Raw genomic sequence first — 25,952 nt, 5'->3', positions numbered from 1 at the left:
TCGAAGATTGGATAGAAAAAAAAGCGACAGAAATCTTGAGTGGTAAAGCTTCACAAGTGGCCAAAGGGCTTGGTATCAGTGCGACAAAACGAAATTTGAGACAACGAGAGGCTATCGATAAGTGCATCAGTTATCTATTAAAAAACAAATCAAGGCTTGAATACGGTAAAGCCTTAGAGTTCGGATACCCAATAGCTAGCGGAGTAATCGAAGGAGCCTGCCGTCACTTGATTAATGACAGGCTAGATATAACTGGAGCTAGGTGGAGTCTAAAGGGTGCAGAGGCCATCTTAAAGCTACGGTCTTTGAGATCGAGTGGTGATCTTGAAAAATATTGGGAGTATCACAAACAGCAATCGAAACAGAGATTATATGAGTGTGATTAAACACGTCGGTGTAAAAGACCCACACCCAAAATCATTGATAACTGTAACCTTTGTCAGGTCTAAGATACTACTTTCTAAAGAAGATTTGAAACCACCTCTAGATGCAAGAGAATTCCATATATAAACTATCCAAAATTTCTTAATAAATAACTCATCTTTGATTTGACTTTCACCCAAACCGTTTAATTCAAAATCATCGCCTTCATTATCTCCCTCATAGTTTGTCACATTCAAAACAGTATAATTCAAATGTTTTTTTTGTGATTTTTCAACAAGTAAGGTGAAGATCGAATCAATTTGGAGAGCTTTGTAAAATGCTGTTTTTCCAGTTCCTTTATCGCCTAAAAGAAGAGTCTTTTCTGGAATAAAAAAATCTTCCATACAACGTCTTACATAAAAAAAGTTATCTAGATAATTAGAATCATAATTTATATTCTCAGCATACAAGTTGGGAAGGTTTTCTTCGAGAACCTGTAATATATCGTCTTTTATATCGTCTTTTATATCGAGTTTTGATTTATCATCTTCATCAAATATATTTTCTTCACCATTATCAATATTAGAGTCGTTCTCAGAAATAGTTGTAAAACTCTCAACAAACTTAAAAAATTTGGAGTATTGACTCGACTCTCCCTCACTGACAAAAAAATCATCTAAATCATCCAAGTCTTCATCAAACGTACCCAATGATTCGAGAATATTTTTTCGGTCAAAGTAAAACATATCAATATCTTGTTCAGATTGATCTTCTACAATACTCTTAAAACGCTTAAACCTTTTAGTTGGACTATAGCTTAATATCGATAATACGATGCATGCTGGAACAGATAATTTAGAAATAGTATGCACTACATTCTGAACACCGGGCAAATTTTGTGCGTCATCTCCTGAAAACGCTATTACTAAAGAAGATAACCGACTTAATGCACCAAAAATATTATTGAAACCCGTTCTTGAATCTACCAGAATCACATCAGGATTGAATGTAGACTGAACATTTTGAATTAATTTTGACAGAGAGGAAGTCAAGCTTGAGCTTTGTAAATCAACCCTTCCAAGACCTTCAAGATAAGATTCTAGGTCTCTTTGTTCTGAAAGAACATTTCCTGCGGACATAAGGTTGATTACCCCATTACCTGAATATGCTTTTTCTACATTATAAGTATAATCATTTAGTGAAGTATTCTCATCGAATAGCAAATCATTGAGGTACTCAACAACACCTGACTTGTTAGAGTTCAATTGAGAAGTATTAAAAAAATTGATAACACCAGGTGCTTCAAAATCACAATCTATAACAAAAACATTCTTACCTTGCCTTGCTAAATATGTCGCAGCCAATGCCATGGATGTCGTTCGCCCGACACCACCTTTATAACTATAGAAAGTGATCACATTGCAATTTTCAGGTTTTGAAATATTTGTAATATCTGAATCAAGCAAAGAATCTAAAGAGCGCCTTAAACCTAAATCTATCGAAGGAGAGTCAAAAATGTATTCAAACTCATTCTGGCTTTGATATTCTGAATAGAATTCGAAATCAACAGCATAATTACTTAAGAATATTTGTTCACATTGCAGGCCATCTCTATTTATTTTATTGAATTCACTTCTGAGAGATTCAACTGATGTAATCTCATCACTTACAATAGATACTTCAACATTATGGTTAATTGACAATTTAATCACAAACTTTCTGATTTTGTTAGATTTTTTCAGTTTTTTAAAAAAATCTTCCAATTTCTCAATATGATCTAAAGACTTTAACATTTTGCCCCTCATAACCGCGATATGTGCTTAAATGCACAAATTGCATAATCTAATAACTTAAATAAGTTAGTTTTTGTCAATCTTCCTTCAACGTCACTATTACAAGCAGAATACCAATACCTTACTTCTGCATCCCATGATTTGTATAGTAAAATAATATCTCGAGGTACCTGACTTCTATCATCTATAAGCTTTATTCCTGGGCTTTTCGAAATAAGATGGTCTTGGTACTTAGTAAAGCGATGAAATTTTATGTGTGATTTATAGCTCAGAGCAGCCGTATCAAGTTGTTGTACAGGTTTACCTCGCTCATAATTAATAACTTTATAAATTCCATACTTTATCGAACATTCAAATACGTAACCTGTTAGATAGTATAAATTTAGTAGCAGTTGTTTAGATGTTCCACTATCTGCACTCTTAGAGTCTAGCTCCTCTATACTATTTTTAATTACTTCACATGTAGTTAAATGCTTTCGTGCAGCATTTAAGTATTCTTTATACTCCATTGAAACTCTTACAACCCCACCTTTATTTATCAAGGCAATAATACTGCCAAAACTGCAAAAAGCCTACTTGGACTCGCTCAATATAAAAAATATTCTCGATATTCGATTTCTTAAAGTAAAAACCACAAACGGGTGAAAAATCATTGGAAATAAGCAGAGGTTTTGCGCAAATTTTGCGCCAGTTTTGCGCACTTTAATGTTCAGCCGTGCGATTAAACAGAAAAAACATATATAAATCAACAAGAAAATTGGTCGGTATGAGAGGATTCGAACCTCCGACCCCTGACACCCCATAATACGAACACTACAGATATTATTGCATTGTATTTAAACACTTTTTTATCTCTATAACAAGCGGGGAAAACTGGCAAATTGGGGATTTTAGGGATTATATTAAACAATGAGTTATGTGATGATCTCGCGCATTTTTGACACAATCTGACATAAACTGTCTGCCCCCTGACGTATTTTGACAGCGCTTAAGTAACTTGAATAGTTACTCAATACTCAAACAATGAATGTTTCCCTTCAAGATTGTTTACTGAGATACAGTTGAAAGAGTTTCTGCCCTGACGCTCAATCACTCATGCTTATAACTGATGTGTGGATGTAATATGTATACATTATGGGAAAATATTTGTTTGTAGAAAAGTAATCCTCTATAATTGTATTACTATGTATAACAATTGGTAGCAATATGAAGACAGAAATGCTGAGCACACGAATAGATCATGATACCAAATTAGCTTTTACTAACATTTGCGATGAAGTAGGTTTGAGTCCTTCTCAAGCAATAAAATTATTCGCTAAAGCAGTAATTAATTATGGAGGTATTCCCTTTGAGCTGCGTTCTAGAACTCCTAATTCAGAAACCCTTGCTGCAATTAAGGAGCTTGAAAGTGGTGCAGGAATAAAGGCTGATAACGTTCATGGATTATTCAAAGATCTTGGTATAAATGAGGCTTAAATGTACCATTTAGAGTATTCGAGTCAGTTTAAAAAAGACTTTAAAAAAGTAGCCAAACTAGCCATCCCTGATGTAATCGAAGTAGGACACATCATTACGTCATTACAAAAAAATAAAAAACTTGAAGCTAAATATGTAGATCATGCTTTATCTGGGAATTGGGCAAACTATAGAGATTGCCACATAAAGCCTGATTTAGTACTCATATACAAAATTGAGGATAGCACTCTGAAGTTGGCGAGGATTGGCTCCCACAGTGAACTTTTTCGTTAAACTCAAATTTAACTTTAACGGTACGAGAACATCTAACTAAAATTTTCTTTAAGCAGTTTCATCATATTACGCTTTGGCTTGAACTCTGTTTTGAGCTCTGAAATAAGCTCATGAAAAAGAGTATGATCTTTATTGGCCATTTTTTTCTTTAGCTGTTTAAGCAATTCAGTTGCATGTGCGTAAGCACCATTATTAGTCTCTGAAATGATTGGTCTTAAACTTCGATGATAAAGCTCAACCGCTTCTTTCGGGTGAGAAATAGTGATTATATCTGCAAGTTTTAATAAGTTTTCTTTCTTTGCTTGATGTTCTTTTACCCAAAGCCTTGCTTTATCTACTTGTTGCTGATCAAGATAAAACCCTAAAATTGCATCATATGAACTATATCTGAGTGAAGAGATATTTTTAAAATCATGCTTGGCATAATGTTCAACCAGTCGCTTCTCGATATTTGTCAGGTAATCATTATCACAATGCTGAGTTTCTAATTGGTTAAAAAGTTTCTGTAATTCTTTGTACTGCATGAAACTAGGTTCGGTATCAAAAAGTGTCCTGCCTAGTTTCCATGCCTTAGCATGCTCATTTAGCGCAATGTTAATTTCAATTTCTTGATTTGTGCAATCTCGTTGCTCTCTATCAAACTTTGCAGCTTGTTTTGCTTTAACCAGCCAATGCTCAGCTTCTAGTTCATCACCATTTTCTAAGCATATTTCACTGAGCTCAAGCCAATCTCTAAATTGGTTAGCCTTTATGAGTTTGAGTCTGCACTCTTCTCGCCAATCTTTTTTTTGCCTTGCTTGTTCAATCAACGGTCTAAGTATTGAAGTACTCACTGATGAGTTATTTTCACCCATTTGACGCTCAACTTCTTGAGCACATAATGATAAAAATTGCTTTCTCACCGCCGCAGAAAACTTAAACTCACCGGGTACTGATGGAAATAAGTCATGACCATGACTTTGGGTATGCTCCAATAACCAACTGGCTTTTTTGTTGATACTCCAGTCCAATTTACCAAAGAGATCGTGTAATTTTTTTGTAAGCGTTTCCTCAATTTCAATACGATGTCCGTATGAGTCATCAATTTCCTCAAGTACATGATCGAGGTGTTCTAAAGCATATAAGGATAACTTCCACTGTTTTTCTGCTTCTAAGCTATTGAGTCCTTCAAAAATTACTGAAAACTTTTCTTCAGCAAAAGAAAAATAGTCCGAAACATCACGGTAATCCCACAAGCTTTCTTCTGGTAGAGCGAGACGAATTAAACGTTTTAATTTGTCACTGGATACGGTGTTTTGGCTGGCACTCATTTTGAACAACCACTTTTGCCGTTCATTCGTATTTTCTGATAATTGCTGCCAAACAATCTCCAATAAATCACTGTGTGGCTTTTCGCTCAACCAAGTTTTAAGCTGTTCTAGCTCATTAATTTGACTTACTTCCTCATCGCTATTTAACTGGTTCACATACACTCCCAATGCCACACAATGCTTGCAAAGTTTCTGATACTCTGCCGCAGGGCAAGTGCACTGTCCTTCAATCTCATCGTCATGTTCATTAGCTATTAATGAGGTACGGTAGATAGAAGCCCCTCTTACCTCAGCCTCTACGCCATTTTCAACAAAAACGACACTATTGACGGCTCCAGATAGGACAATGTGTTCTGCTTTTTGATAGCGATCACTACCTGCTAATTTATATAAAAGATCATCATCAAACGTCATCGAAACTCAAAGAAAAATTCTGATTTGCTGGAAACGAAAAATACCAAAAAGTAAAGTGAAAAGCGAATCAAAATCTACACTTTTATTTGGTTCATCCCGCACTGGTTGCGGAAAAAGGTAACTTTAGTCGTTAAAAATATACTGTTTTACTAACATCATGAAAATAAATCATAAAAACAATATTTTTGAAGGTAACATTAAAAGTTAGATGATAGTCATAATATTACCTTTCTACCGATGAATGCCCCGCTTAATCCGATCGTTAAAGTCTATTCAATAATCATTTCTTGTTGCAAACCGTTGCATACCGTTGCAAAGGCATTTCTATTTTCTGTGAGTGCTTTACAGAATATTTCACGCATGTGATTTTCTATATACGTTTTATTTGCATGATGCTTTCAACGGATTTTAAGTGTCTTTCATTTAGCTCAAAGTTTGGAGTATGAAATGAAAGTGAACTCATTCGAACAAAGAAAAATACCAATCACTCATAACTTACGTGTACTTGGTGCCCGACTTTTTTTACTGCTGTTGTTATCACTTGCACCTGAACTCGCCTTTGCTAACCCAATTACCGAAGGAGTGGATTGGGTGATGGATTTATTGACCAGCGGTATCGCTCGCAGTGCAGCGGTGATTGGGATTGCCATTCTGGGGTATCTCGCTTGGTTTGGCCGTATTACTGGCGAAACTTGCGGCAAGTATATCGCTGGGATCGTGTTGGTTTTCGGTGGCGGCACCATTGTCGACCTTATCATTAGCGCCGTGTCGTAGGGAGTTACCATGATTAATCAGAGAACTCATCAAGATCCGCTGTTTGTAGCCGTCACTCGTCCAGCCATGAAATGGGGCGTGACCTTAGATGGCATCATCATCGCTGCTGGTTTGGTTGCCATTTTGATGATCGCGACTAAAAATCCACTAACGTTACTGCTGTATCTGCCACTTCACGCCGTGATGTATGGCTTGTGTTTGCGTGATCCTCGCAGTTTTAGGCTACTCAAACTTTGGTTTAACACCAAAGCCAAGTCGCTTGCTTGGCGTCATTTTGGGAAATCGACGGCCTGCCCCGTTATCAATACTCGCAGCCCACAGTATCAAACCGGCAGTTGGAGGATGACAGCATGAGTACCAATTTAGTCCGCCAGTTATGGCAAAAAGAAAACACCGTTGCTGAGTTCATTCCTTATCAAACCTTGTGCGATCTCAACACATTAAAAACTCACAATGGCGAATACTTGCAAGTCATTAAGCTGCAAGGGATTGCTCACGAAACCCAAGATGCTGAGCAAATCCAACTTTGGAAAGAGCAACTAAACCTTACGCTACGCAACATTGCCAGCCCAAACGTGTGTTTGTGGTCACACATCATTCGTCGTGAACATAAAGTCTTTCCTGATGGTGAGTTTAACGTCGAGTTTGACCGTAAGTTAAATCAGAAATATGCCGCTAAAGTGTGCCAAAACCAGTTGCTGATTAATGAGTTGTACCTAACGGTTATTTATTCTGATGGCATTAATGAACCACTCAACCTATTCAAGAAAACCCTGACACAAGAGCAACGGATTGCTCAGCAACAAAAGGCCATTCATGCACTTGATGAAGTGGTGGCTACGGTTAGCTCTGCCCTCTCTGAATACCAGCCGCAGCTGTTAACCACTTATTTTAAAGATGGTCACTTTTATTCAGAAGTGCTGACCCTGTTAGATTTTCTGGTGAACGGCGAGTGGCAACAGCGAGTGTGCCCAACTGTTGATGTATCAATGGCACTGCCAAGGGTTCGGCCATTTTTCGTGCAAGATACCATTGCGTTAAAGGGCGTTATTGATACTCAGTACGGTGCGTGTTTGAGCATTGCCGAATACCCTGAAAGTACGGAAGCAGGGCTGCTCAACGCATTACTGTCTGCGCCGTTCAGCTTTGTACTGACCCAAAGTTTTAAGTTTTTATCTAAACCCATCGCAACACAACTATTGATGCGACAACAAAACCGTTTAGTCACTACGGGCGATTTAGCCCAATCACAAGTTGCAGCCATTGATGATGCGCTCGATGATTTAACCTCAAATCGAGTGGTGTACGGTGAGCATCATTTGGTGCTGACCATTCTCTCCAAATCCGTAGATTCACTTAACCATCATATTGCCAACGTGAAATCAGAAATGGCCGAGCTTGCCATTATTCCGACTAGGGAAAATACAGCGCTTGCAGCCGCTTATTGGTCACAATTGCCAACCAACAGTCGATACTGCCCTCGCCCAGCGCCGATATCCTCTCGCAACTTTGCTGGCTTTTGCAGTTTTCATAATTATCCAACGGGTCATATTGATGGCAATCAATGGGGCTGTGCCGTGACCTTATTTAAAGGCGCTTCAGATTCACCTTATTACTTTAATTTTCATGAGCACAACACGCCAAAGCCACCGCTACTGCTCACAACCAAACCTTCCGCCATTAACTTAACCACAAAGGAGGACAATCAATGTGCTGATATTAAGGAAACCTTGCTCAAGGATGAGCACCATGCTTTAGGCAATACCTTAATCATTGGCGCTTCTGGCAGCGGTAAAACTGTGCTGCAAGGCTTTTTAATTTCCCAAAGTAAAAAGTTTCAGCCAACACAAATCATCTTTGATAAAGATCGCGGTTTAGAAGTTTACGTTCGTACCTGTCGGGGCCTTTATCTGCCGTTACAAATGGGTAAACCTACAGGTTTTAATCCGTTTCATCTTGAAGATAATGCTGCCAATCGTCTGTTCTTAACTCAGCTGATTGGCAAGTTAGTCGGTGGTGAGTTGACTCACCTTCAACAACAAGAGTTGGCCAATGCTGTCGCTGGCGTAATGGCATTAGATAAACCACTACGTCGATTAAGTCGTTGTTTGGAATTTCTCGACCCTGTTGATGACACGGGCTGCTCAGCCAAATTGCAAAAATGGTGTGATGGTGGTGAACTCGCTTGGGTGTTGGATAATAAAATTGATGAATTGGATGTCACTCATCAGCAACTTCTGGCTTTTGATGTCACTGAGTTTTTAGATAACCCAGAAATTCGAACACCGATTGTGATGTATTTATTTCATCGCATTGAAAAGCTGATTGATGGTCGTAGATTGCAAATCATCATGGATGAGTTTTGGAAGTTATTGCTGGATGATTACTTTGAAGACTTAGCCAACAACAAACAAAAGGTCATTAGAAAGCAGAACGGCATTATGGTTTATGCCACGCAATCCGCTAAAGATGTACTCAAATCCCCAATTGCTCATACACTGATTGAGCAATGCGCCACCTTCATTTTTATGCCCAACCCCAAAGCCAGACGAGAAGATTACATCGATGGTTTTAACCTTACTGAGTCTGAATTCGACATCATCAAGACTCAACTTCAGCCTAACTCCCGTCAATTTTTGGTGAAGCAAGGCCACGAAAGCTCAGTGAACACTTTGGATTTAGAAGGCATGGACGAAGAGCTTGCCGTCATTTCAGGTACCACTAATAAAGTGAACCTAATGCACCAATTGGTTGAGCAAGTGGGCAGCGAACCTAGAGACTGGCTACCACTTTATTATGACGCACTTGCCAGTAAGCGAGGTGAAGCATGAATAGGCGAGTTCAGATAATAGTGTGCCTGTTGCTGACACAAGTATTACAGCCACAATCAGCTTTGGCCTTCCCCGTAATTGATGCCGCTAATTTGCAGCAAAACATCATACAAGTGAAACATCTACTTGAGGAAATCAATACCTTAAAGCAGCAGGTTAAGACGGCTAAGTCTCAGCTTAATAGCATCAACGGAATTCGTCATATGTCAGGCGTAATTGATTCGGTGTATGACATGAGCGTTAAAGTCGACCCAAATCTGACATTAAAGCAAAACGGCTTACATGATAGTGAATGGCTCAAGTTAGGCGGTGATGTTGCGGGACTGTATGACCAAGTAAATCGGTATCGAGGCCGTTGGTTTGGACAGACTCAAGTATCACTGCAACAGACACAAGCCCGCTACAACCAATTGATGCAGCTCATTCGAAAAATAGACAATGCACCACAACAAAAAGACATCGAAGACTTACAAGCTCGCATTAATGCCGAAGGTGTAATGCTGGAAAATGAACAAGCCAAACTGCAACTTCTCAATGCTCAAGCTGAAGCCAGTAATGCGTTAACACAACAACGCATTACTCAAATGGCGATTGAGTCGGCGGGTGAACTACACCCAATACAAATCAACTATTAAATACTTAGTCTGCTGTCATACCCATGAAAATGGGTATCCAGAGACTTTGATGTAAACAAATAAAGGCACTAGATTACCGACATACAAAACTGTCGTTATTACCATTTCCCGCTAAAGGCATGCGGGAATAACCATCAAAAACCAAGGACGGGTACAACACAGTGAGCAGTACCCATGAAACTACAAAATCTAACCATTATCGCCATCGGCTCATTAGCCTTAACCGCTTGCTTTGACAGTAAGCATACTGCGCCTTCCGCAATTTCAGCACCTACCGTCGACTGGTACTTAAAGCACAATGCGGAGTTAGACAGCACATTAGCTCGCTGCAGTGATAATCCAGCTCAATATCGTAATCATCCTGATTGCATAAATGCGCTGCAAGCGGCCAATCAGCGCAGTGCGGGCGAGTTGCATCCGCTGCATATCGATGTCGATAAATTGCCGAAACATCACGGCTGGAATTAATCGAGGTTTTCATCATGTCGGCGCAAAGTAACTTATATCAAAGCATTTTCCACATGGTCGACCATGCGCTGAGCAGTTATGTGCAACAAGGCTCGCAGCGTTTGATTGATTTTTTATTGCCGCTGTTCAGCAGCCTAATGATTATCTGGATTGCGATTTGGGGTTACTCAATGATGATGGGCAAAAGTGAGGCGCCATTACAAGAAGGCTTTTTTCGTATCATTCGAGTCGGCTTTATTTTGGCCTTGGGGTTAACCGCCAGTCGATACAATCAAACGGTAGTGACCTTCCTATCTGACACACCACAAACACTTGCATCGCTAGTCACTGGTAGCCCAAGCCAAGATGCCGCTGGGTTATTAGATAGACTGTTCACGCAGATATTTTCCCTTGCTGATACCTCATGGCGTCAAGGTGGCGTGATGAATGGTAATTTCGGCATGTATTTCTTAGCGATTGCGGTGGTGCTGATTGGCAGCTGTCTTACTTTATTGGTGGCATTTTTTATTTTGCTCAGCAAAGTGATGGTCAGCATCCTATTAGCTATCGGTCCGGCGTTCTTTGTGTTGCTGCTGTTTCAAGCGACACAGCGATTCTTCGAAAGTTGGCTCGGTATGGTCATCAACTTTGGCTTTGTTCTGCTGCTTGGTGTGGCGTCTGGTCAATTAATGACGACAGTAGCGGCTGATTATCTGCATCAAATTTCCAGTAACCATTCCACCGTATCAACCCTAAGCGACAGCTCCATGCTTTGCATTGTGCTCGGCCTGTGCATTTTGGTGATGAAACAAATCCCCGCTATGGCGGCAGCACTGGGTGGAGGCGTAGCGATTGCCGCTAATGGCGCCATTGCTCACAGCTTGCACGCACTCAGGCCAACCACACTTCGTAATCAATATCGAAATATGCGCCGTGACATCAATTATGCAGGTCAAGCTTTGGGGATTCCGCTCAAGCCTGTTGGTGCAAGTTATCACGCCTATCAACAACGCTTTGGTGGCAACACCATCAGCGGGAGAAACCAGGAATGAAAAATCTTATCTGCGTTTGTTTTGTCTTGTTATTGACTCACTGCGCCAGTGCGCCGAAACCGCCTCATTGCAGAGATGATGGCAAAGAACTCAAGCCTGTGAACTCTGATTTAGTAAAAACTGAACTTGTAAAAGTCGATGTTGATGCGCCTATTCACGCAAAAGCTAGGGAGCATCATGACTGATATGTTACCCGATACGCTCGACAGGCCGATACCTGAAAAACAGTTCATTAAGCAGTATTTCAAAGAAGCCAGAGGTTGGGATGCCGAGCTAAGCAGTCGCATCAAACGCTCTGAGCAAAGAGCGTGGCGCTGTGTGGGATTACTCGCAGTCATTGCTCTGCTGCAAGGGGTTGGATTGGTTGCTCTGTTACCGCTGAAATCCATTGAGCCGTTTGTGATCCGAGTCGATAACAACACAGGTTTAGTCGATGTGGTATCAACTCTAGCCAGTCACGGCCAAATCAAAGTAAAAGCACAGGAAGTGATGGATAAGTACTGGCTCACTCAGTATCTCCGTCATCGTGAAAGTTACCAATGGGAAGCTCGTGCTTATGACCGAAACCTTATCGGCATTATGTCCAGTGAAACCGTGCAGTTGGATTATGCTGCCCAAACTAATCCCAAAACCAATCCAACAGCTCCAATAAATCAATACGGCCAAAGCGCTCAAGTTCGAGTGCATATTCAGGCCATCAGCTTTATTGGTGATGAAACCATTAATGGTGAGCAACATAAAACCGCACTCATTCGCTACAACAAACAAATCAAACGTCTTGGAGAACACCACCCGCTCACTCATTGGGTAGCAACTCTCACTTTTGTGTATCGCAATTCACCCATGAAGCTCGAAGACAGACGTTTAAACCCTTTAGGTTTTCAAGTGTTGAGTTACCGCAATGACCAAGCCACGGGAGGGGAATAGATGTTTGAGTTTAAACTTCCTATCTCGTCATTCCTGCGAAAGCAGGAATTTAGCGACTTTGCTTTTAAAGATAAAAGCCATTGGATACCCATTATTATGGGTATGACGGCTCTACTCATATCAATAAATACCCTCGCCCTTGAAACTCCACATACTGGCAAACTCGATAAACGAGTGCGCCACATCAATTATCAGAGTGAACAAGTAGTGAAACTGGTCGGCCATTATGGTTTTTCGACTGACATTGCTTTTGCTCAAGGTGAGCGCATCAAACAAATTGCCATGGGTGACAGTGATGCATGGTCGGTTACCCCTGTTGCTAATCATATTTTTATCAAGCCAAAAGACAAAGGCGCTATCACTAATATGACGGTACTCACGGCTTACACCAAAGGGAGTCGTGTTTATAACTTTGAACTTTCGGCACATTGGTCGCAACACGACGCACACCCTTTTCCTAACGATATGATGTTTGCCATTGATTTTCGTTACCCTGCTGAGCAAAAGCTTGCCAACGTCGAACTTCATGAAAAACAATTACTGCAGCAACAACTGAACAGAACTCAAGCGCCAAAAGTGGCCAACCAAGCTTACTTCTATAAAGGTGATGACAGCATTGCGCCAACCAAAGCCTTTGATGATGGCCGCTTTACCTACCTGACCTTTAATCGCAAGCAAGACCTACCTGCGATTTACATTGTCAACTCAGATAACAGCGAAAGCTTAGTCAACTCTAACGTTAACCCCAATTATCCCGACACCATCATCATTGAACGTGTAGTTAAGCAATTGGTGTTGCGCCAAGGCAACCGTGTCGCTTGTGTGTTCAATATAGATTTTGCCACAGAACAATCTGCAGATTATCAAACCAGCAATATTCCTCATGTGGTGCGCCACGTAATTAAAAAAGGAGGAAAGAGTGATGAATAACAATGAAACACCACCTCTTGAAACTCAAGCGGTACCTGAACTTACCACTCGCCAAAGTCGAGGACTGAGCTTGTCGAAACCGATGATGATTGTGGCTTGCTTGGTCGTGGTTTTACTTCTTGTGCTGGTTAATGGCGGTTTTAGTCACGGTAAAGCCCAGCAAACTCAAGTCAGCAATAAAGAAATTGGTAATCACTTAGGCCAGCCTCCCGCTTTACCTAAGCCTTCAAATGACCAAAACCGTACAGAGGATAAATCGGATAATACAAACTCAGGCTTGATCCATACAGGGTTCACCGATTTAGCCGCCACACCATCAACTCCGCAATACACTTCAGTGAATCAACGCAAACAATGGACACCTGAACAACGTAAACAGTTTGATGATGTGTTGGTCATTAACCGCAATTCACAACTCAACCATCAAACCGAAGCCAATCATCAACACGCTGACATTAGCAGCCATTCAGACTCACCGAACGCTCTAGCGACACAGCTTCAAGCCACCAAAGTCAAAGGCAGTGTGGCCAGTCGTATTGTCGATCCAAATCTGTTCATCACCAAAGGGGCGTTTCTCGATTGCATTTTAGAAACAGCAATAAATTCCGATGTACCGGGCATGACTCGTTGCCAACTGAGCCGAGATATCTACTCCACCAACGGCAAAGTATTGTTGCTTGAAAAAGGCAGCCACATTGTCGGCCAATACCAAAGTGGTTTGCAGCAAGGGGTGGCACGCATTTTTGTATTGTGGGATCGAATTGAAACACCCAATGGTGTGATCATCGATTTAGATTCACCGGGCACCGATACCCTTGGCCGCAGCGGCCACAGTGGTTTTGTTGATGGCCATTTCAACCAGCGTTTTGGTAGTGCCATTTTATTGAGCTTGATTGGTGATGCCGGAGAGTACGCTAAGAACCAAGCCAATGGCGGTGATAAAAATCAGATCCAGTTTGGTGACACCATCGGCAGCAGTAAAAATCTGGCGTCTATTGCGTTAAATGATGCTATCCGCATCAAACCTACCCTACTCAAAAATCAAGGTGAGCACATCAATGTGTTTGTCGCTCGCGATTTGGATTTCAGGAGTGTCTATGACTTGCAGCTTAGCCGTTAATAATCCGATATTAACCTCCAAAGACGACTGCCGTGCTGTAGCCCTGCTTGAGCACCTTAAATTGCTCACGCCATTGTTAGCCCAAGATGGCGTGACTGAATTGGTGATCAACCAGCCTTGTCAGGTACTCACGGAAAGCGCACAAGGTTGGCAACAAGTGACGGATGACGCCATCACGCTGGAATACTGCCAGCGCTTAGCGAAGTTAATCGCCACTTATTCAGGGCAAAAGCTCGATGCTACGCACCCGATTTTATCGGCCACCTTACCATCAGGTGAGCGAGTACAAATTTGCATTCCACCTGTGATTTTAATTGGCCGTATCAGCTTTACCATTCGCAAGCCGTCAACGGTCAACTTCACCTTAGACAATTATCAACAACAAGGTTATTTCAAAACATCCAATACCGATGAACTCAGCAACAATGACGTTGAAAGGCCGCTGCTAGAACTCAAACAACAAGGCTTAATGGCAGAGTTTTTAAAGCAAGCCATTGCGCTTCGAAAAAACATCATTGTTTCAGGGGCAACAGGCTCAGGCAAAACCACGTTCTTTCGGTCTTTGCTGAATTATGTTCCAGCCAGTGAACGCCTCGTCAGTATCGAAAATGTCGATGAGTTGCAGTTGTATCGCAGTCATCCCAACAGCGTCAGCTTGTTCTACTCCGCAGGTAATCAAGGCATAGCGCCTGTCACTCAAAAACAGCTTTTAGAATCCAGCTTACGCATGAAGCCTGATCGAGTGTTTGTTGCAGAGCTTATTCGAGGTGATGAAGCTTTTTATTTTATGCGCAACATCAACTCAGGCCACCCCGGTAGCATGACCACCATGCATGCTGGTAGCGCCAAACTTGCCATTGAGCAATTAGTGCTGCTGATGAAAGAAAGTCAGGCAGGCTCTTCCTTATCCCGTGATGACATCAAACAACTGCTACACCTTTGTGTCGATATTATCGTGCAATTAAAAGTGGTAGACGGTCGACGTTTTGTTAGTGAGGTGTATTTCAACGATAGAACGACGCAAGGGCAATGCCGATGAACTCAAAACCACTGCCCCTCAAGTTTTACCTCATTATCGCTATGGCTGGCGTAGTGCTCAGTCTTTGGCTCAGTGGTGCTATTTATTTGTACTTTGCTCATCTTGATTATCACAACGCCACCCCGTTAACTGTATTTCGTTACGGCTACTTTTATGGTCACACTAAACAAACTCAATTCTGGCTAGGCTTATCAGTACTGCTTGGGTTTGTGCCTGTTGGTTTGCCGTTAATTCTTAAATTCAAACCCAAGAAACCCGCTTTATATGGTGAGGCTCGATTTGCCACCCAAAAACAAATCAAACAAGCGGGATTATTGAATCCATCTGGCATCATCGTTGGTAAACAACAAGGTCTACTGCAACAACAATATTTACAGTTTGCAGGACAGCAACATGTATTGATGTCGGCACCCACTCGCAGCGGGAAAGGTGTTGGAGTTGTGGTACCCAATCTACTCAGTTGGCAAGATTCCATTGTGGTGCTGGACATCAAGCAAGAGAATTGGAACATCAGTGCCGGCTTTCGTCGTGCTCATGGTCAGCAATGTTTTCTGTTGAACCTTGCGCCACGGGATTATCAAAGCCACCGCTGGAACCCGCTGCATTACATCTCATTAGACTCAAGTTTTCGTATTAACGACATTCAGAAAATTGGGCAAATGTTGTTCCCCAATATCGATAATGAATCTCCTATCTGGCAAGCTTCTGCTCGTTCATTATGGCTTGGCTTAGTGCTGTTTTTGCTGGAAACACCGCCGTTGTCCGTCACCATGGGCGAAGTGCTGCGCCAGTTGAATAAAGGCGATGCGCATCTTATCGAACTGATTAATCAACGGATGCAAAGCGAGCATCCTTTATCAGGTCAATGCCATGCGTCACTGAGAGATTACTTAGAAACACCTGAACGAACAAGAGGCTCAATTCGTAAAAGTTTCACTTCCGCCTTAGAGCTGTTTTATAACCCAGTGATTGATGCTGTTACTGCCAATAACGATTTTGATTTACGCCAGTTGAGAATGAAAAAACTGTCGATTTATGTAGGCGTCACGCCCGATGATTTACAACGGCTAGCACCGCTTATTAATTTATTCTTCCAGCAGCTCATCGACTTAAATACCCGTGAACTGCCCGAGCATAACCCAAACCTCAAACACCAAGTTTTGTTATTAATGGATGAGTTCGCCGCCATCGGTAAGGTCGATATTCTCAGTAAAGGGATCAGTTACATTGCAGGTTATGGCTTGCGTTTGCTCACCATTATTCAATCTCCATCACAACTTCGGGAAATATACGGTCATGATGGCGCTGAAACCCTCATTGAAAATCATGCACTGCAAGTCGTCTTTGCGCCTAAAAATCCCAAAGTCGCTCGTGAAATATCGGAGGTTTTGGGCACCAACACCATTAAGCAACGCAGCCACGGCAGGCAACTCACTGGCAAAGGTGGACGCAGCGAAAACACCAGTGATCACAGCCGAGCGTTAATGTTGCCGCAAGAAATCATGCGCCTTGGACAACAACAAGCGATATTACTGTTAGAGCATTGCCCACCCGTTAAGTGTCGCAAAATCCGCTGGTTTCAAGACAAAGCATTCATGCAACGTGGAAACGGCCGAGAGCAGCAACTATGGCCAACGCCCAATATTCCTAAAGTCAGTGTGAAAAACCCAATTGCTGTCGCAAGTTCGCCAATCAAATTGGCCAATGATGATGCGAGCGAGTCTGTAGCTGAACCCAAACACAAGCCGGGGATTCAGCCACAAGCTAAAACCAAAATTAAGGCCACACCAGCAGCAACCGTTACCCCAAATACCGTTGATGAATCTCAAATTGATGCTTTCGTTGATGACTACCTGAAAAACTTGCCCGTGGAGAACGCTAAATGAATGATGACACCACACTTGAGCAACCGATTTTTCTCGCCATTCCTTATGACCAAAAGGAGCAAGCAAGAAAAGCCATTGGGCAATTAACCGATGGACGCAGTGCATTGAGTTACGATGCTCAGCAAGGTTTGTGGTTAGCCAAAGCTGGCACACCACACTCTAGAATTGAACCTTGGCTACCTAAACCTGAACAATTTGATACACCGACACATCAAGATCCCAGCATGGAGTTAACTCAAGTATTAGAAGCTGCGGGTTTTATTCTGCCTGAAGCCCCTTTGTTTGATGGTCAAAAACATCGGGTTGCGACTCAAGATGATAAACGAGGCCAAAAAAGTGCGGTGTATTGCGCTTACAGTGACGGCCACCCTGCTGGCTGGTATCAAGATCACAGAACTCACAGCGAACCACAAAAATGGGCAGCCAGCTTTACTCACAGTGATCCACTGGCCAAACTCCACATTAAAGCACATCAAGCGAACCGCAGAGCACGACGAGAAATCGAAACCACGAAACGCTACCAAAATTACGCCAAGCGTTGCAGCCAAGCTTTTAAACTCATGCCACCCGCCAACATTGACCATCCCTATTTGATGAAAAAGAACGTGCAGGTATTTCCTGATGTCAGGCAAGACAAAAAAGGCCGTTTGGTGATCCCATTAATGGATGAAAACCACAAGGTGCATTCGTTACAACGGATCAGCCTCAATGGTTTTAAATGCTTGAAGAAAGGCGCACAGAAAACAGATCACTTCTTTGTTGTTGGCTACAAACCGTTAAAAGATGGAGAGCCGATTTTATACGCTGAAGGTTATGCCACAGCCGCCAGCATTGCTGAAGCAACTAATCGCAGCGTAGTGATGACCGTTGATGCGGGCAATATGCCCAAGGTTGCAGAAAAGCTTAAAGCGCATTATCCCAACAGCCATCATCTTTTTTTGGCTGATGATGACCGCAACAATAAAGTGAATAAAGGCATCGAAAAAGCGCAACAAGCCGCCAACCTAACCCGTGGTACTTGGCTTTGCCCTAACTTTATTCAAGAGCAGATTGAAGTCGGACTTACCGACTTTAACGATTTACACATGAGCAGCGGTTTAGGTGTCGTCCAGCGTCAAATTGAATATAAATTGCAATCTTGTTGTCCAACTCAAGCAGAAAAACCAAGGGCGATAGAGTACAACGTCATTGAGCCTGAAGCTGAAAACATACCAAGCTTCACCAAAACAAAAGCTGCGAACCAGCAGCTTAACGATCAGTTTAAGCCGCTCACTAAATTGGCGAGCAGCAAAGCGGTTGATGATAAAGTTTCAGCAACAAAGAAAGTCACAGCTCAACAACCTAAATCACCATTATTTCCTGAGCATATCAACCAACATTATCTTGCCGTTGATAATAAATATTACTTCAGCAATCGCCCGAAAACTCTGGCCTTTATCGATAAAGGCAACAAGCTGCAGACCAAACTCAGTCATGCGCAAGTGATTGGTGATTTATTGAGTATTGCCAAGCAACGCAACTGGCAAGAAATTCGATTATCTGGCACTAAAGCTTTCAAACAACAAGCATGGCTTAACGCATCCGTTCAAGGTATGCGAGTGCGTGGTTATCGCCCGAATGAAGATGAAATTAAACAGCTCAATGCACTAAAAATGAAGGAGGGTTCAAAGTCTGCGATGCCACAAGAAGCAACACCGATAAACCAAATTGAATCAGTTATCGATGACAATAAAAAATCATTAGATAAAACTTCTGTACTGCAATCCGCACAAGAATTTTGCAAAGCCTTACCCGTTGAAGCTCAGCAACGCTTTTTAGATAAAGTAAAAACGAAACTGGAAATTTTTTTTAAGCCCAGCACTCAACTACCGAGTCAATCACCAAAGCAAGTGAATCCTTCAAATACAACTCAACACTCAATTTATCAAATCAAGGAGCCGCAACATGAACAATCAATTGAACACTGAACCACAACCACAGGCCAGCCCAAGCGAATTAGATGAAAAGCTATTTCAGTTAAACATTCTCGGCTCAGTCATTGAAGTCACCGAATCCGAAGCTGATGAACTCGGCGCATTTGAAGAGGATGCTCTGAGCGAAGACGAAGCATTAGCAGCTACCGAACAATTCACCGACAATGAGGAATAATGCATGGCTGAGACAAAACAAAAGACACCGTATCATGAACAAATCGCCAATAAACTCATTGAGCAATTAAAAGCAGGCACTGCACCGTGGCAAAAACCTTGGCAACCGGGTGAGCCAAGAATGCCACACAACCCAATAAGCGGTACAAGATACAAAGGCTCCAATGCTATTTGGCTAGCCATGCAATGCCGTGACGATCCCCGTTGGATGACTTACAAACAAGCCAACTCAATTGATGCCCAAATCCGTAAAGGTCAACACGGCACTATGGTTCAATACTGGAAGCTGTTTGATAAGGTCGACAAAAAAGATGCTAACGGTAAAAAGATACTAGGCGCTGATGGCAAGCCGATTAAGGTCAATGTCAAACTGGATAAGCCAAGAGTGTTCAGCTCAGTGGTGTTCAACGCTGAACAAATCGATGGCTTACCAGAGCGTGAAAACCACACACTACCCGACTGGCAACGCCATGAGCGTGCTGAAAAAATCCTGCAAAACTCAGGCGTACCCATTCGTCATGACCAATACGACAATGCCTTTTACTGCCCTTCTACTGATGACATACATCTACCCGCCAGACACCAGTTCGACAGTGACGACAAATATTATGCCACCGTACTTCACGAACTTGGCCACAGCACTGGCCATTCAAGCAGACTCAACAGAGACATGACTGGCCGCTTCGGAGATGAATCCTACGCTAAAGAAGAATTACGGGCTGAAATCGGCTCATTGATGCTCGGTGATGAACTGCAAATCGGCCATGAATTTGGTCAACATGCTGCCTACGTCGAACATTGGATTAAAGTGCTGCAAGATGACCCGAAAGAGATTTTACGGGCATCGAGGGATGCAGAAAAAATTCAGGAGTTTGTAATGAAACTAGAGCATGATAATCAAAACAAAAAGTTACTGGTTAATTCTAGTCTGAATGAATCTTCTATAAAATTGCGTACTTCAACAAGCCAAGAATTCGAATTTGCTTAAAATAATTATGGCTAGAACTAATCGCACGATTTAATCATTTCAATCTTTTAGTGCGATAAGCTATAATCAAACTGTTATCAATAAATGGAACATGAAGATGCATACACTAACAGCTAATGATGCAAAGCGAAACTTTGGTGAGTTACTTATGAGTGCCCAACGTGAACCAGTAAAGATCAGTAAAAACAGCAAAGATACTGTTGTCGTTATGTCTATTAAAGACTACGAAGATCTTGAGTCCATGAAAGCAGAATATCTGAAACATTGCTTCGAATCAGCAAAAGAAGATCTCTCAAAAGGCAATGTTGTTGATGGTCATAACTTCTTAAACAGCCTATAAAAATCTCATGCCAAACAAACAATATAAACTGAGTAAACTCGCTCAGGCACACTTACAAAAAATTAAAAGCTACACCATTGATAATTTTTCCGAGCTTCAATGGCATAAATATAAAGAAATCCTTCTATCTGGGTTCCAAATGCTTGCTGAAAATCCAGAATTAGGAAAATCTTGTGATGACATTTACGCCAACGGGTTCTATTTTCCTGTTGGAAAGCATATGGCATATTTCATCAAAGAAGACGGCTTTATTTTAATTGTTGCAGTCTTAGGCCAATCACAGTTACCGCAAAAGCATTTGAAGTAAAAACGTACCAACAAACATATAGCCTTCTCACTCACTTCTTGACAGTTTTGAGTTATAACTCAATTTCGATTACTTTAGCTAATATCGAATAATCATATAGTAAATAGATATGAACAAGCCACACCAACGGATTGGAGCAAAATCTAATACCCACGTAGGCAAGGATTTTGAAATCGCTGCACAAAAGTTTTTTGTGAAGAATGGTCTTAATTTAGAAAGAAATATCAAAATTCCTTTAGGAGTTTCAAGTTACCAAAAAGAGCATGCCTTTGATTTAGGCTGCGAAGATAAAGAAGTGATTGTTGAATGCAAGTCCCATCGCTGGACTTCACCAAATTACAATATGCCTAGTGCTAAGTTAACGGTTTGGAATGAGGCAATGTATTACTTTCATTTATCTCCAAACCACTATAGAAAAATCATGTTCGTTTTACGGGATTTCAACCCTAAGCGGCGAGAAACCCTTGCTGAATATTACCTTAGAACCCGTAAAAATCTAATACCTGAAGGTGTGGAGTTTTGGGAGTATGACGATACTCAGCAAACAGCAAAACGGTTGCTTTAGCTAGAACTGAGTACCGTCTAGAATAAAAAACCTAAATCTTTCCTCCCACCCCTTTAAACTTCTCAACAAAAGCAGAGATTTTTTGAAAAACGCTTTGTTTCTTAGTTTTGTATTTAGGGTTAAGAGGGCTCATTTTAGGTAAAGCTGAATTCAGCTCAGTACCGTTTTCACTGGCATATTCACGTTTTAGTGATACAGCAATATAGCGTTTAGCCGCTTCTTCATTTAATTGTTCAGAATCAATAATGTCATCAGCTTCACGTTTTTGCTCGGCTTGTGCGAACTTGTAAAACGCATCGATAATACTGGCTATATCATCAAACTCATCCAAATTTGTTTGATTGATAAAATCAACAATCAAGCTTTCTTTTGCTCGGTTTCCAAGGCTACTTCTAATCAGGCGCCGTATTTCTTCAACTAAGTCTTCTTTGCTTTTCTTCTTCTTGTTGTTAACGAAAATCAACTCAAGAATGTAATCCAAATTAATCTCTTGCGATTTAAGTAAATCGACCTCAAAAACGATGTCATCCCAGTCGACTTCTGGCTCATTTTTGCCCTTACCCATGCCTTTATCATCACCATTGCCTTCTTTCTGACGGCGTAACCATTCACGGGTGTCATTGTAAGTGGAACGATAATCCTGAATAGCTCGTTCACTTGGCATTTCAACTTGTTGCATTTCTGCAATATCATCATCGCTCAAATAGTATTTAGCTTTGAATTCTTCAACGGCTTTTTCATCATCCGTATCAAGATCTTTTGAAGCTTTTAGCGCAGAGAACTCATCATAGTTCTGTAGAATGTTTTCCGCTCTCAGGTATTCACCAAACAACTTGGCAAAGTCCTTCTTGTCTTGTTCTTTAACAATTTCTTCAGGGTTAGGGAAACGTTCCCGCAGCTCATTAACAATATCAACAAAACCACGACGAGCTTTATTTGCTTCCTTATCGTTAAAACCTTCCATATATTCTTTGTAGCTTTTTTCCAGCACCACGTTTTTGGTATTTTTATCACCAAAAAGTGTGATGGAATCAATGGTGGCTTGCTCTAAATCTCGGAAAGTAACAATGTTGCCAAAGGTTTTGGTGGCGTCATAAATACGATTTGTACGTGAGTAGGCTTGCATTAAGCCGTGATAGCGCAAGTTTTTATCAACAAATAACGTATTCAGTGTTGGCGCATCGAATCCGGTTAAAAACATTCCAACAACAATAAGCAAATCGATGTCTTGCTTTTTCACTCGCTGAGCAAGATCACGGTAATAGTTCTGAAAACCATTGCTGTCCACGCCAAAGTTGGTTTTGAACATACCGTTATAATCAGCAATAGCCTTATTCAAGAACTCTTTTGCCGAACTGTTCATCGCAGAGACTTCAAAGCTTTCATCTTCAATATCGCCAATAGCATCTTGCTCTTCATTGGCTGCAAAAGAGAAGATAGTGGCAACTCTCAATGGTTTTTTAGCGTCTGCCTGCAAGTTCGAGAACATTTCATAATAAGCTTTAGCCGCATCCACACTGCTTACCGCAAACATAGCATTAAAGCCTTTGGCTCCCATAAAAGCACGATGCGTCTTTTGATTAAAGTTATCTAAAATATACTGGGATATCCCACGAATTCGCTCTGGATGCAAAAACGCTTTTTTAATCTCAGCAGCTTTCAGTTTCTTCTCGTCTTGTTCGGTTTCAATATCTTTAAACTTAGGGCGAACATCGTTGTAATCCACCTTAAACTTAAGCACTTTTTCATCACGAATGGCATCAGTGATCACATAGGTGTGAAGCTGTTGACCAAATACCGTGCCTGTTGTTTCTGCACCAAGGGCGTTATCGGGGAAGATTGGTGTGCCCGTAAAACCAAACTGATAATATTTTTTAAACTTTTTTGTCAGGTTCTTTTGCGCTTCACCAAACTGGCTGCGGTGACATTCATCAAAAATGAACACCACTTGCTTATTGTAGATAGGCAGATGGCTTTCACTCTTAATCAAGTGATTGAGCTTTTGAATCGTAGTCACAACAATTTTGTTGTCATCTTTATCAAGGTTGCGTTTAAGTCCAGCCGTACTGTCTGAACCATTAACACTATCAGGAGAAAAGCGCTGGTATTCTTTCATGGTTTGAAAATCGAGATCTTTACGATCAACCACAAAGAAAACTTTATCAACAAATTCCAAATCAGTGGCCATTCGTGCGGCTTTAAAACTGGTCAAAGTTTTACCTGAACCTGTGGTATGCCATATATAACCGCCACTTTCAGTGCTGCTCCAGCTTTTGCTGTTGAAGGCACTTTTCACCTTCCACAAAATGCGTTCAGTCGCTGCGATTTGATAAGGGCGCATCACTAACAGCGTATTACTGATATCAAATACTGAATAACGCAAAATTACTTTAAGCAAGGTTTCTTTTTGAAAGAAGGTAGCCGTAAAATCTTTTAAATCTTTAATCAAGTTATTGTCTGACTTCGCCCAATTCATAGTGAAGTCAAAACTGTTTTTATTGCGTTTTGTAGTGTTGGCAAAATAACGAGTGTCTGTGCCATTGGAGATAACAAACAACTGCAAAAACTTGTATAAAGAGGTTTCAGCGTTAAAACTCTCTTTACTGTAACGGTGGATTTGATTAAACGCTTCTTTAATGGCTACGCCACGCTTTTTTAGCTCAACCTGCACCAATGGCAAACCATTAATTAAAATCGTCACATCATAGCGATTCGCATGACTGCCTGTTTGAGAAAACTGCTTGATTACCTGCAATTTATTGCGGGCAATCATTTTCTTATCGAACAAGTAAATATTCTCGATATGACCATCATCAAACACAAAATCGTAAATATAATCACTGTGAACCTTACGAGTTTTATCAAGGATGTTATCGCTTGGCGTATTTAAGTATTGCTCTTGAAAACGAATCCACTCTGCATCTGTAAACTTAGTTTTATTGAGAGCTTGCAGTTGAACACGAACATTTGCCATCATCGCATCTGGCGATATTATCTTAGGTTCAAAATCATAGCCTTGGTTTACCAAATCCTGAATCAGTTCACGCTCTAAATCGGCTTCAGTTTGATAATTCTCTTTAACCTGCCACTCCTTGGTGTACTTATCAAGGACGATAAAATTCTTAGATTCTGCAATGGTTTTATAATCAGGCATTTTGAGCTCCTTGCAGCTTGAAACCATAGTTGTTCAGTAAATGCTCTAGCAGAAATTTGACAGTTTGCTTTTCTTCTGGTCTTAGGTATGACGACTGAGCATTTGCCAAATTATCATGGCTAGAAAATTGAATGATTCTATTCAGATAGGCTTGTTTATTTTCTTCATTATCACCCGGCAATAATTCTGACCATTGAGGGAAACCTAGGAAGCTAGCAGTTTTCTCATAGAGATTTCGAATCAATAAAAAATCTGTCCTTTGAATATTATTTTCTTTAATTGCTAGTTCCAACTTTTTCTTCAAATCTAGGTGATAAAAAAAACTGGTATTTGAGTCACCTTTTTTTTCAGTCAATGAAACTGAGTTACCTTCAAAAGACTCTAATAGATAACAAGATTTTGATTTTAATTCATTATGGAGGCAATTATAAAAAGTAGTATCATGAGTTGAAATAATGAACTTGAGACTTGATGTAGACTTTCTGATTAAAGAAGCTAAATCAACAGCAAGTTGCATTAAATGATTTTCATCTAAAGAGCTTACAGGATCGTCAATAAAAACATATTGAAGCTGATTAAACTGTGCGGTTTCTCTTTTATGAGGTTTGGTTACATTAAGAACATCAACTACCTCGGCAAGCAAACTATAAAAAATACTCCAAATAAAGTTACTTTCTTCGCCTTTTGATATCTTTATATTTTCCTCAGCCTCTTCGTTACCACGCTCGAATGAAAAGTTTACTTCAGAAAACGCAGGAACCGTTACTAGCTCATGATTACTATTAGTGTGAGTGTATTCCTCATTGAAATGCGGAGTAAGCTTAGGATTGGTATACCGTTGGAAATGGCCAATGACATTTTGATCTTGCCCTTGTTCCTCAAGCACCCATTTAGTAAAAGCATTAGGATGTATTTTCAGCTTACGAGTTTCATCACCATCTAAATCGTTATCCCAGTAAAAGAGGTCTTCCGTAAACGCATTGTAATAGAGAATGTTTTTACGAGATAACTCTGAATGTTCGGTATTTTCGCCATCGTCACCCTCTATTTCAGAAGCAAGCAGAGCTTTAAAAGCTCTAGACAATCGAGTTTTTCCGGTACCATTAAAGGCATAGATTAACTGAGCTTTTTTGGGATTGTTTTTTAGTTCTTGTGCAATTTCCGTCAGCGACTGGCTCATT

The 25,952-nt window shown here is 40.9% G+C and carries 25 protein-coding genes and 1 pseudogene; 21 read left to right on the top strand and 5 right to left on the bottom strand.

The features are described from left to right. Nucleotides 1-386, top strand: a pseudogene (locus JQC92_RS01025) (hypothetical protein); the annotation flags it as partial. Here the strand turns inward: JQC92_RS01025 and JQC92_RS01020 are convergent. Together JQC92_RS01020 and JQC92_RS01015 are read right to left on the bottom strand one after the other, a co-directional pair. Further along, nucleotides 369-2,156, bottom strand: a complete 1,788-nt coding sequence (locus JQC92_RS01020) for a KGGVGR-motif variant AAA ATPase (protein WP_204997890.1) — start codon at nucleotides 2,154-2,156, stop codon at nucleotides 369-371. The pseudogene JQC92_RS01025 and the gene JQC92_RS01020 overlap by 18 nt on opposite strands. Nucleotides 2,157-2,164: 8 nt before the next feature. After that, nucleotides 2,165-2,665 carry a hypothetical protein gene (locus tag JQC92_RS01015; RefSeq protein WP_204997889.1) on the bottom strand — a complete coding sequence of 167 codons (501 nt, stop codon included), beginning with the start codon at nucleotides 2,663-2,665 and terminating at the stop codon, nucleotides 2,165-2,167. A gap of 697 nt (nucleotides 2,666-3,362) precedes the next feature. On the opposite strand from JQC92_RS01015, the gene JQC92_RS01010 reads away from it, so the two are divergent. Next, the gene (locus JQC92_RS01010) at nucleotides 3,363-3,632 is read left to right on the top strand and encodes a type II toxin-antitoxin system RelB/DinJ family antitoxin (protein ID WP_204997888.1); all 270 of its coding nucleotides are present in this window, start codon (nucleotides 3,363-3,365) and stop codon (nucleotides 3,630-3,632) included. Next, entirely contained in the window at nucleotides 3,633-3,905 is a 273-nt protein-coding gene (locus tag JQC92_RS01005; RefSeq protein WP_204997887.1) for a type II toxin-antitoxin system RelE/ParE family toxin, read from the top strand. A 32-nt stretch (nucleotides 3,906-3,937) separates the two neighbouring features. On the opposite strand, the gene JQC92_RS01000 is transcribed toward JQC92_RS01005, so the two are convergent. Next, nucleotides 3,938-5,629, bottom strand: coding sequence for an SWIM zinc finger family protein (locus tag JQC92_RS01000; RefSeq protein ID WP_204997886.1), 1,692 nt, complete (start codon nucleotides 5,627-5,629; stop codon nucleotides 3,938-3,940). A gap of 447 nt (nucleotides 5,630-6,076) precedes the next feature. On the opposite strand from JQC92_RS01000, the gene JQC92_RS00995 reads away from it, so the two are divergent. The 18 genes from JQC92_RS00995 (at nucleotide 6,077) to JQC92_RS00910 (ending at nucleotide 21,617) form a co-directional block, all read left to right on the top strand. Further along, complete coding sequence (locus JQC92_RS00995) at nucleotides 6,077-6,403, top strand: TrbC/VirB2 family protein (protein ID WP_204997885.1); 327 nt, start codon at nucleotides 6,077-6,079, stop codon at nucleotides 6,401-6,403. Nucleotides 6,404-6,412: 9 nt separating this feature from the next. Continuing rightward, nucleotides 6,413-6,757: a VirB3 family type IV secretion system protein gene (locus JQC92_RS00990; RefSeq protein WP_204997884.1), complete on the top strand. Its 345-nt coding sequence runs from the start codon at nucleotides 6,413-6,415 to the stop codon at nucleotides 6,755-6,757. Beyond that, nucleotides 6,754-9,234, top strand: coding sequence for a VirB4 family type IV secretion/conjugal transfer ATPase (locus JQC92_RS00985; RefSeq protein WP_204997883.1), 2,481 nt, complete (start codon nucleotides 6,754-6,756; stop codon nucleotides 9,232-9,234). The genes JQC92_RS00990 and JQC92_RS00985 overlap by 4 nt, the downstream gene beginning before the upstream one ends. Beyond that, nucleotides 9,231-9,869: a type IV secretion system protein gene (locus JQC92_RS00980; RefSeq protein ID WP_204997882.1), complete on the top strand. Its 639-nt coding sequence runs from the start codon at nucleotides 9,231-9,233 to the stop codon at nucleotides 9,867-9,869. The genes JQC92_RS00985 and JQC92_RS00980 overlap by 4 nt, the downstream gene beginning before the upstream one ends. A 174-nt stretch (nucleotides 9,870-10,043) precedes the next feature. Continuing rightward, a complete protein-coding gene (locus tag JQC92_RS00975; RefSeq protein WP_204997881.1) occupies nucleotides 10,044-10,337 on the top strand; it encodes an EexN family lipoprotein in 294 nt (97 codons plus the stop codon). A gap of 14 nt (nucleotides 10,338-10,351) precedes the next feature. Then, the gene (locus tag JQC92_RS00970) at nucleotides 10,352-11,368 is read left to right on the top strand and encodes a TrbL/VirB6 family protein (protein WP_204997880.1); all 1,017 of its coding nucleotides are present in this window, start codon (nucleotides 10,352-10,354) and stop codon (nucleotides 11,366-11,368) included. Then, nucleotides 11,365-11,553 (top strand): hypothetical protein, encoded by a 189-nt coding sequence (locus tag JQC92_RS00965; RefSeq protein WP_204997879.1) that lies wholly within the window; start codon nucleotides 11,365-11,367, stop codon nucleotides 11,551-11,553. Before JQC92_RS00970 ends, JQC92_RS00965 begins: the two co-directional genes overlap by 4 nt. Next, entirely contained in the window at nucleotides 11,546-12,295 is a 750-nt protein-coding gene (locus tag JQC92_RS00960; RefSeq protein WP_239480255.1) for a VirB8 family type IV secretion system protein, read from the top strand. Before JQC92_RS00965 ends, JQC92_RS00960 begins: the two co-directional genes overlap by 8 nt. Continuing rightward, nucleotides 12,296-13,225: a P-type conjugative transfer protein VirB9 gene (gene virB9, locus JQC92_RS00955; RefSeq protein ID WP_204997878.1), complete on the top strand. Its 930-nt coding sequence runs from the start codon at nucleotides 12,296-12,298 to the stop codon at nucleotides 13,223-13,225. Beyond that, entirely contained in the window at nucleotides 13,218-14,345 is a 1,128-nt protein-coding gene (virB10, locus tag JQC92_RS00950; protein WP_204997877.1) for a type IV secretion system protein VirB10, read from the top strand. Before virB9 ends, virB10 begins: the two co-directional genes overlap by 8 nt. Next, nucleotides 14,323-15,384, top strand: coding sequence for a P-type DNA transfer ATPase VirB11 (gene virB11, locus JQC92_RS00945; RefSeq protein WP_204997876.1), 1,062 nt, complete (start codon nucleotides 14,323-14,325; stop codon nucleotides 15,382-15,384). The genes virB10 and virB11 overlap by 23 nt, the downstream gene beginning before the upstream one ends. Then, entirely contained in the window at nucleotides 15,381-17,270 is a 1,890-nt protein-coding gene (locus tag JQC92_RS00940; RefSeq protein ID WP_204997875.1) for a type IV secretory system conjugative DNA transfer family protein, read from the top strand. The genes virB11 and JQC92_RS00940 overlap by 4 nt, the downstream gene beginning before the upstream one ends. Then, the gene (locus tag JQC92_RS00935) at nucleotides 17,267-19,237 is read left to right on the top strand and encodes an LPD7 domain-containing protein (protein WP_204997874.1); all 1,971 of its coding nucleotides are present in this window, start codon (nucleotides 17,267-17,269) and stop codon (nucleotides 19,235-19,237) included. The genes JQC92_RS00940 and JQC92_RS00935 overlap by 4 nt, the downstream gene beginning before the upstream one ends. Next, entirely contained in the window at nucleotides 19,215-19,418 is a 204-nt protein-coding gene (locus JQC92_RS00930) for a hypothetical protein (protein WP_204997873.1), read from the top strand. Before JQC92_RS00935 ends, JQC92_RS00930 begins: the two co-directional genes overlap by 23 nt. A gap of 3 nt (nucleotides 19,419-19,421) precedes the next feature. Then, nucleotides 19,422-20,405 (top strand): ArdC family protein, encoded by a 984-nt coding sequence (locus tag JQC92_RS00925; protein ID WP_204997872.1) that lies wholly within the window; start codon nucleotides 19,422-19,424, stop codon nucleotides 20,403-20,405. Between the two features lie 97 nt (nucleotides 20,406-20,502). Continuing rightward, nucleotides 20,503-20,745: a type II toxin-antitoxin system Phd/YefM family antitoxin gene (locus JQC92_RS00920; RefSeq protein ID WP_204997871.1), complete on the top strand. Its 243-nt coding sequence runs from the start codon at nucleotides 20,503-20,505 to the stop codon at nucleotides 20,743-20,745. 7 nt (nucleotides 20,746-20,752) lie between these two features. Continuing rightward, the gene (locus JQC92_RS00915) at nucleotides 20,753-21,052 is read left to right on the top strand and encodes a type II toxin-antitoxin system RelE/ParE family toxin (RefSeq protein WP_204997870.1); all 300 of its coding nucleotides are present in this window, start codon (nucleotides 20,753-20,755) and stop codon (nucleotides 21,050-21,052) included. 109 nt (nucleotides 21,053-21,161) lie between these two features. Beyond that, nucleotides 21,162-21,617, top strand: coding sequence for a hypothetical protein (locus JQC92_RS00910; RefSeq protein ID WP_204997869.1), 456 nt, complete (start codon nucleotides 21,162-21,164; stop codon nucleotides 21,615-21,617). 31 nt (nucleotides 21,618-21,648) lie between these two features. On the opposite strand, the gene JQC92_RS00905 is transcribed toward JQC92_RS00910, so the two are convergent. Then, nucleotides 21,649-24,771 carry a type I restriction endonuclease subunit R gene (locus tag JQC92_RS00905; RefSeq protein ID WP_204997868.1) on the bottom strand — a complete coding sequence of 1,041 codons (3,123 nt, stop codon included), beginning with the start codon at nucleotides 24,769-24,771 and terminating at the stop codon, nucleotides 21,649-21,651. Next, nucleotides 24,764-25,951 (bottom strand): AAA family ATPase, encoded by a 1,188-nt coding sequence (locus tag JQC92_RS00900; RefSeq protein WP_204997867.1) that lies wholly within the window; start codon nucleotides 25,949-25,951, stop codon nucleotides 24,764-24,766. The genes JQC92_RS00905 and JQC92_RS00900 overlap by 8 nt, the downstream gene beginning before the upstream one ends. Nucleotide 25,952: the final 1 nt, after the last annotated feature.

It is taken from the genome of Parashewanella hymeniacidonis, from assembly GCF_016900895.1.
GTDB lineage: Bacteria > Pseudomonadota > Gammaproteobacteria > Enterobacterales > Shewanellaceae > Parashewanella > Parashewanella hymeniacidonis.
Note: the sequence above shows the minus strand (reverse complement) of the source record. Positions and strands in the feature narration are given on the sequence as shown.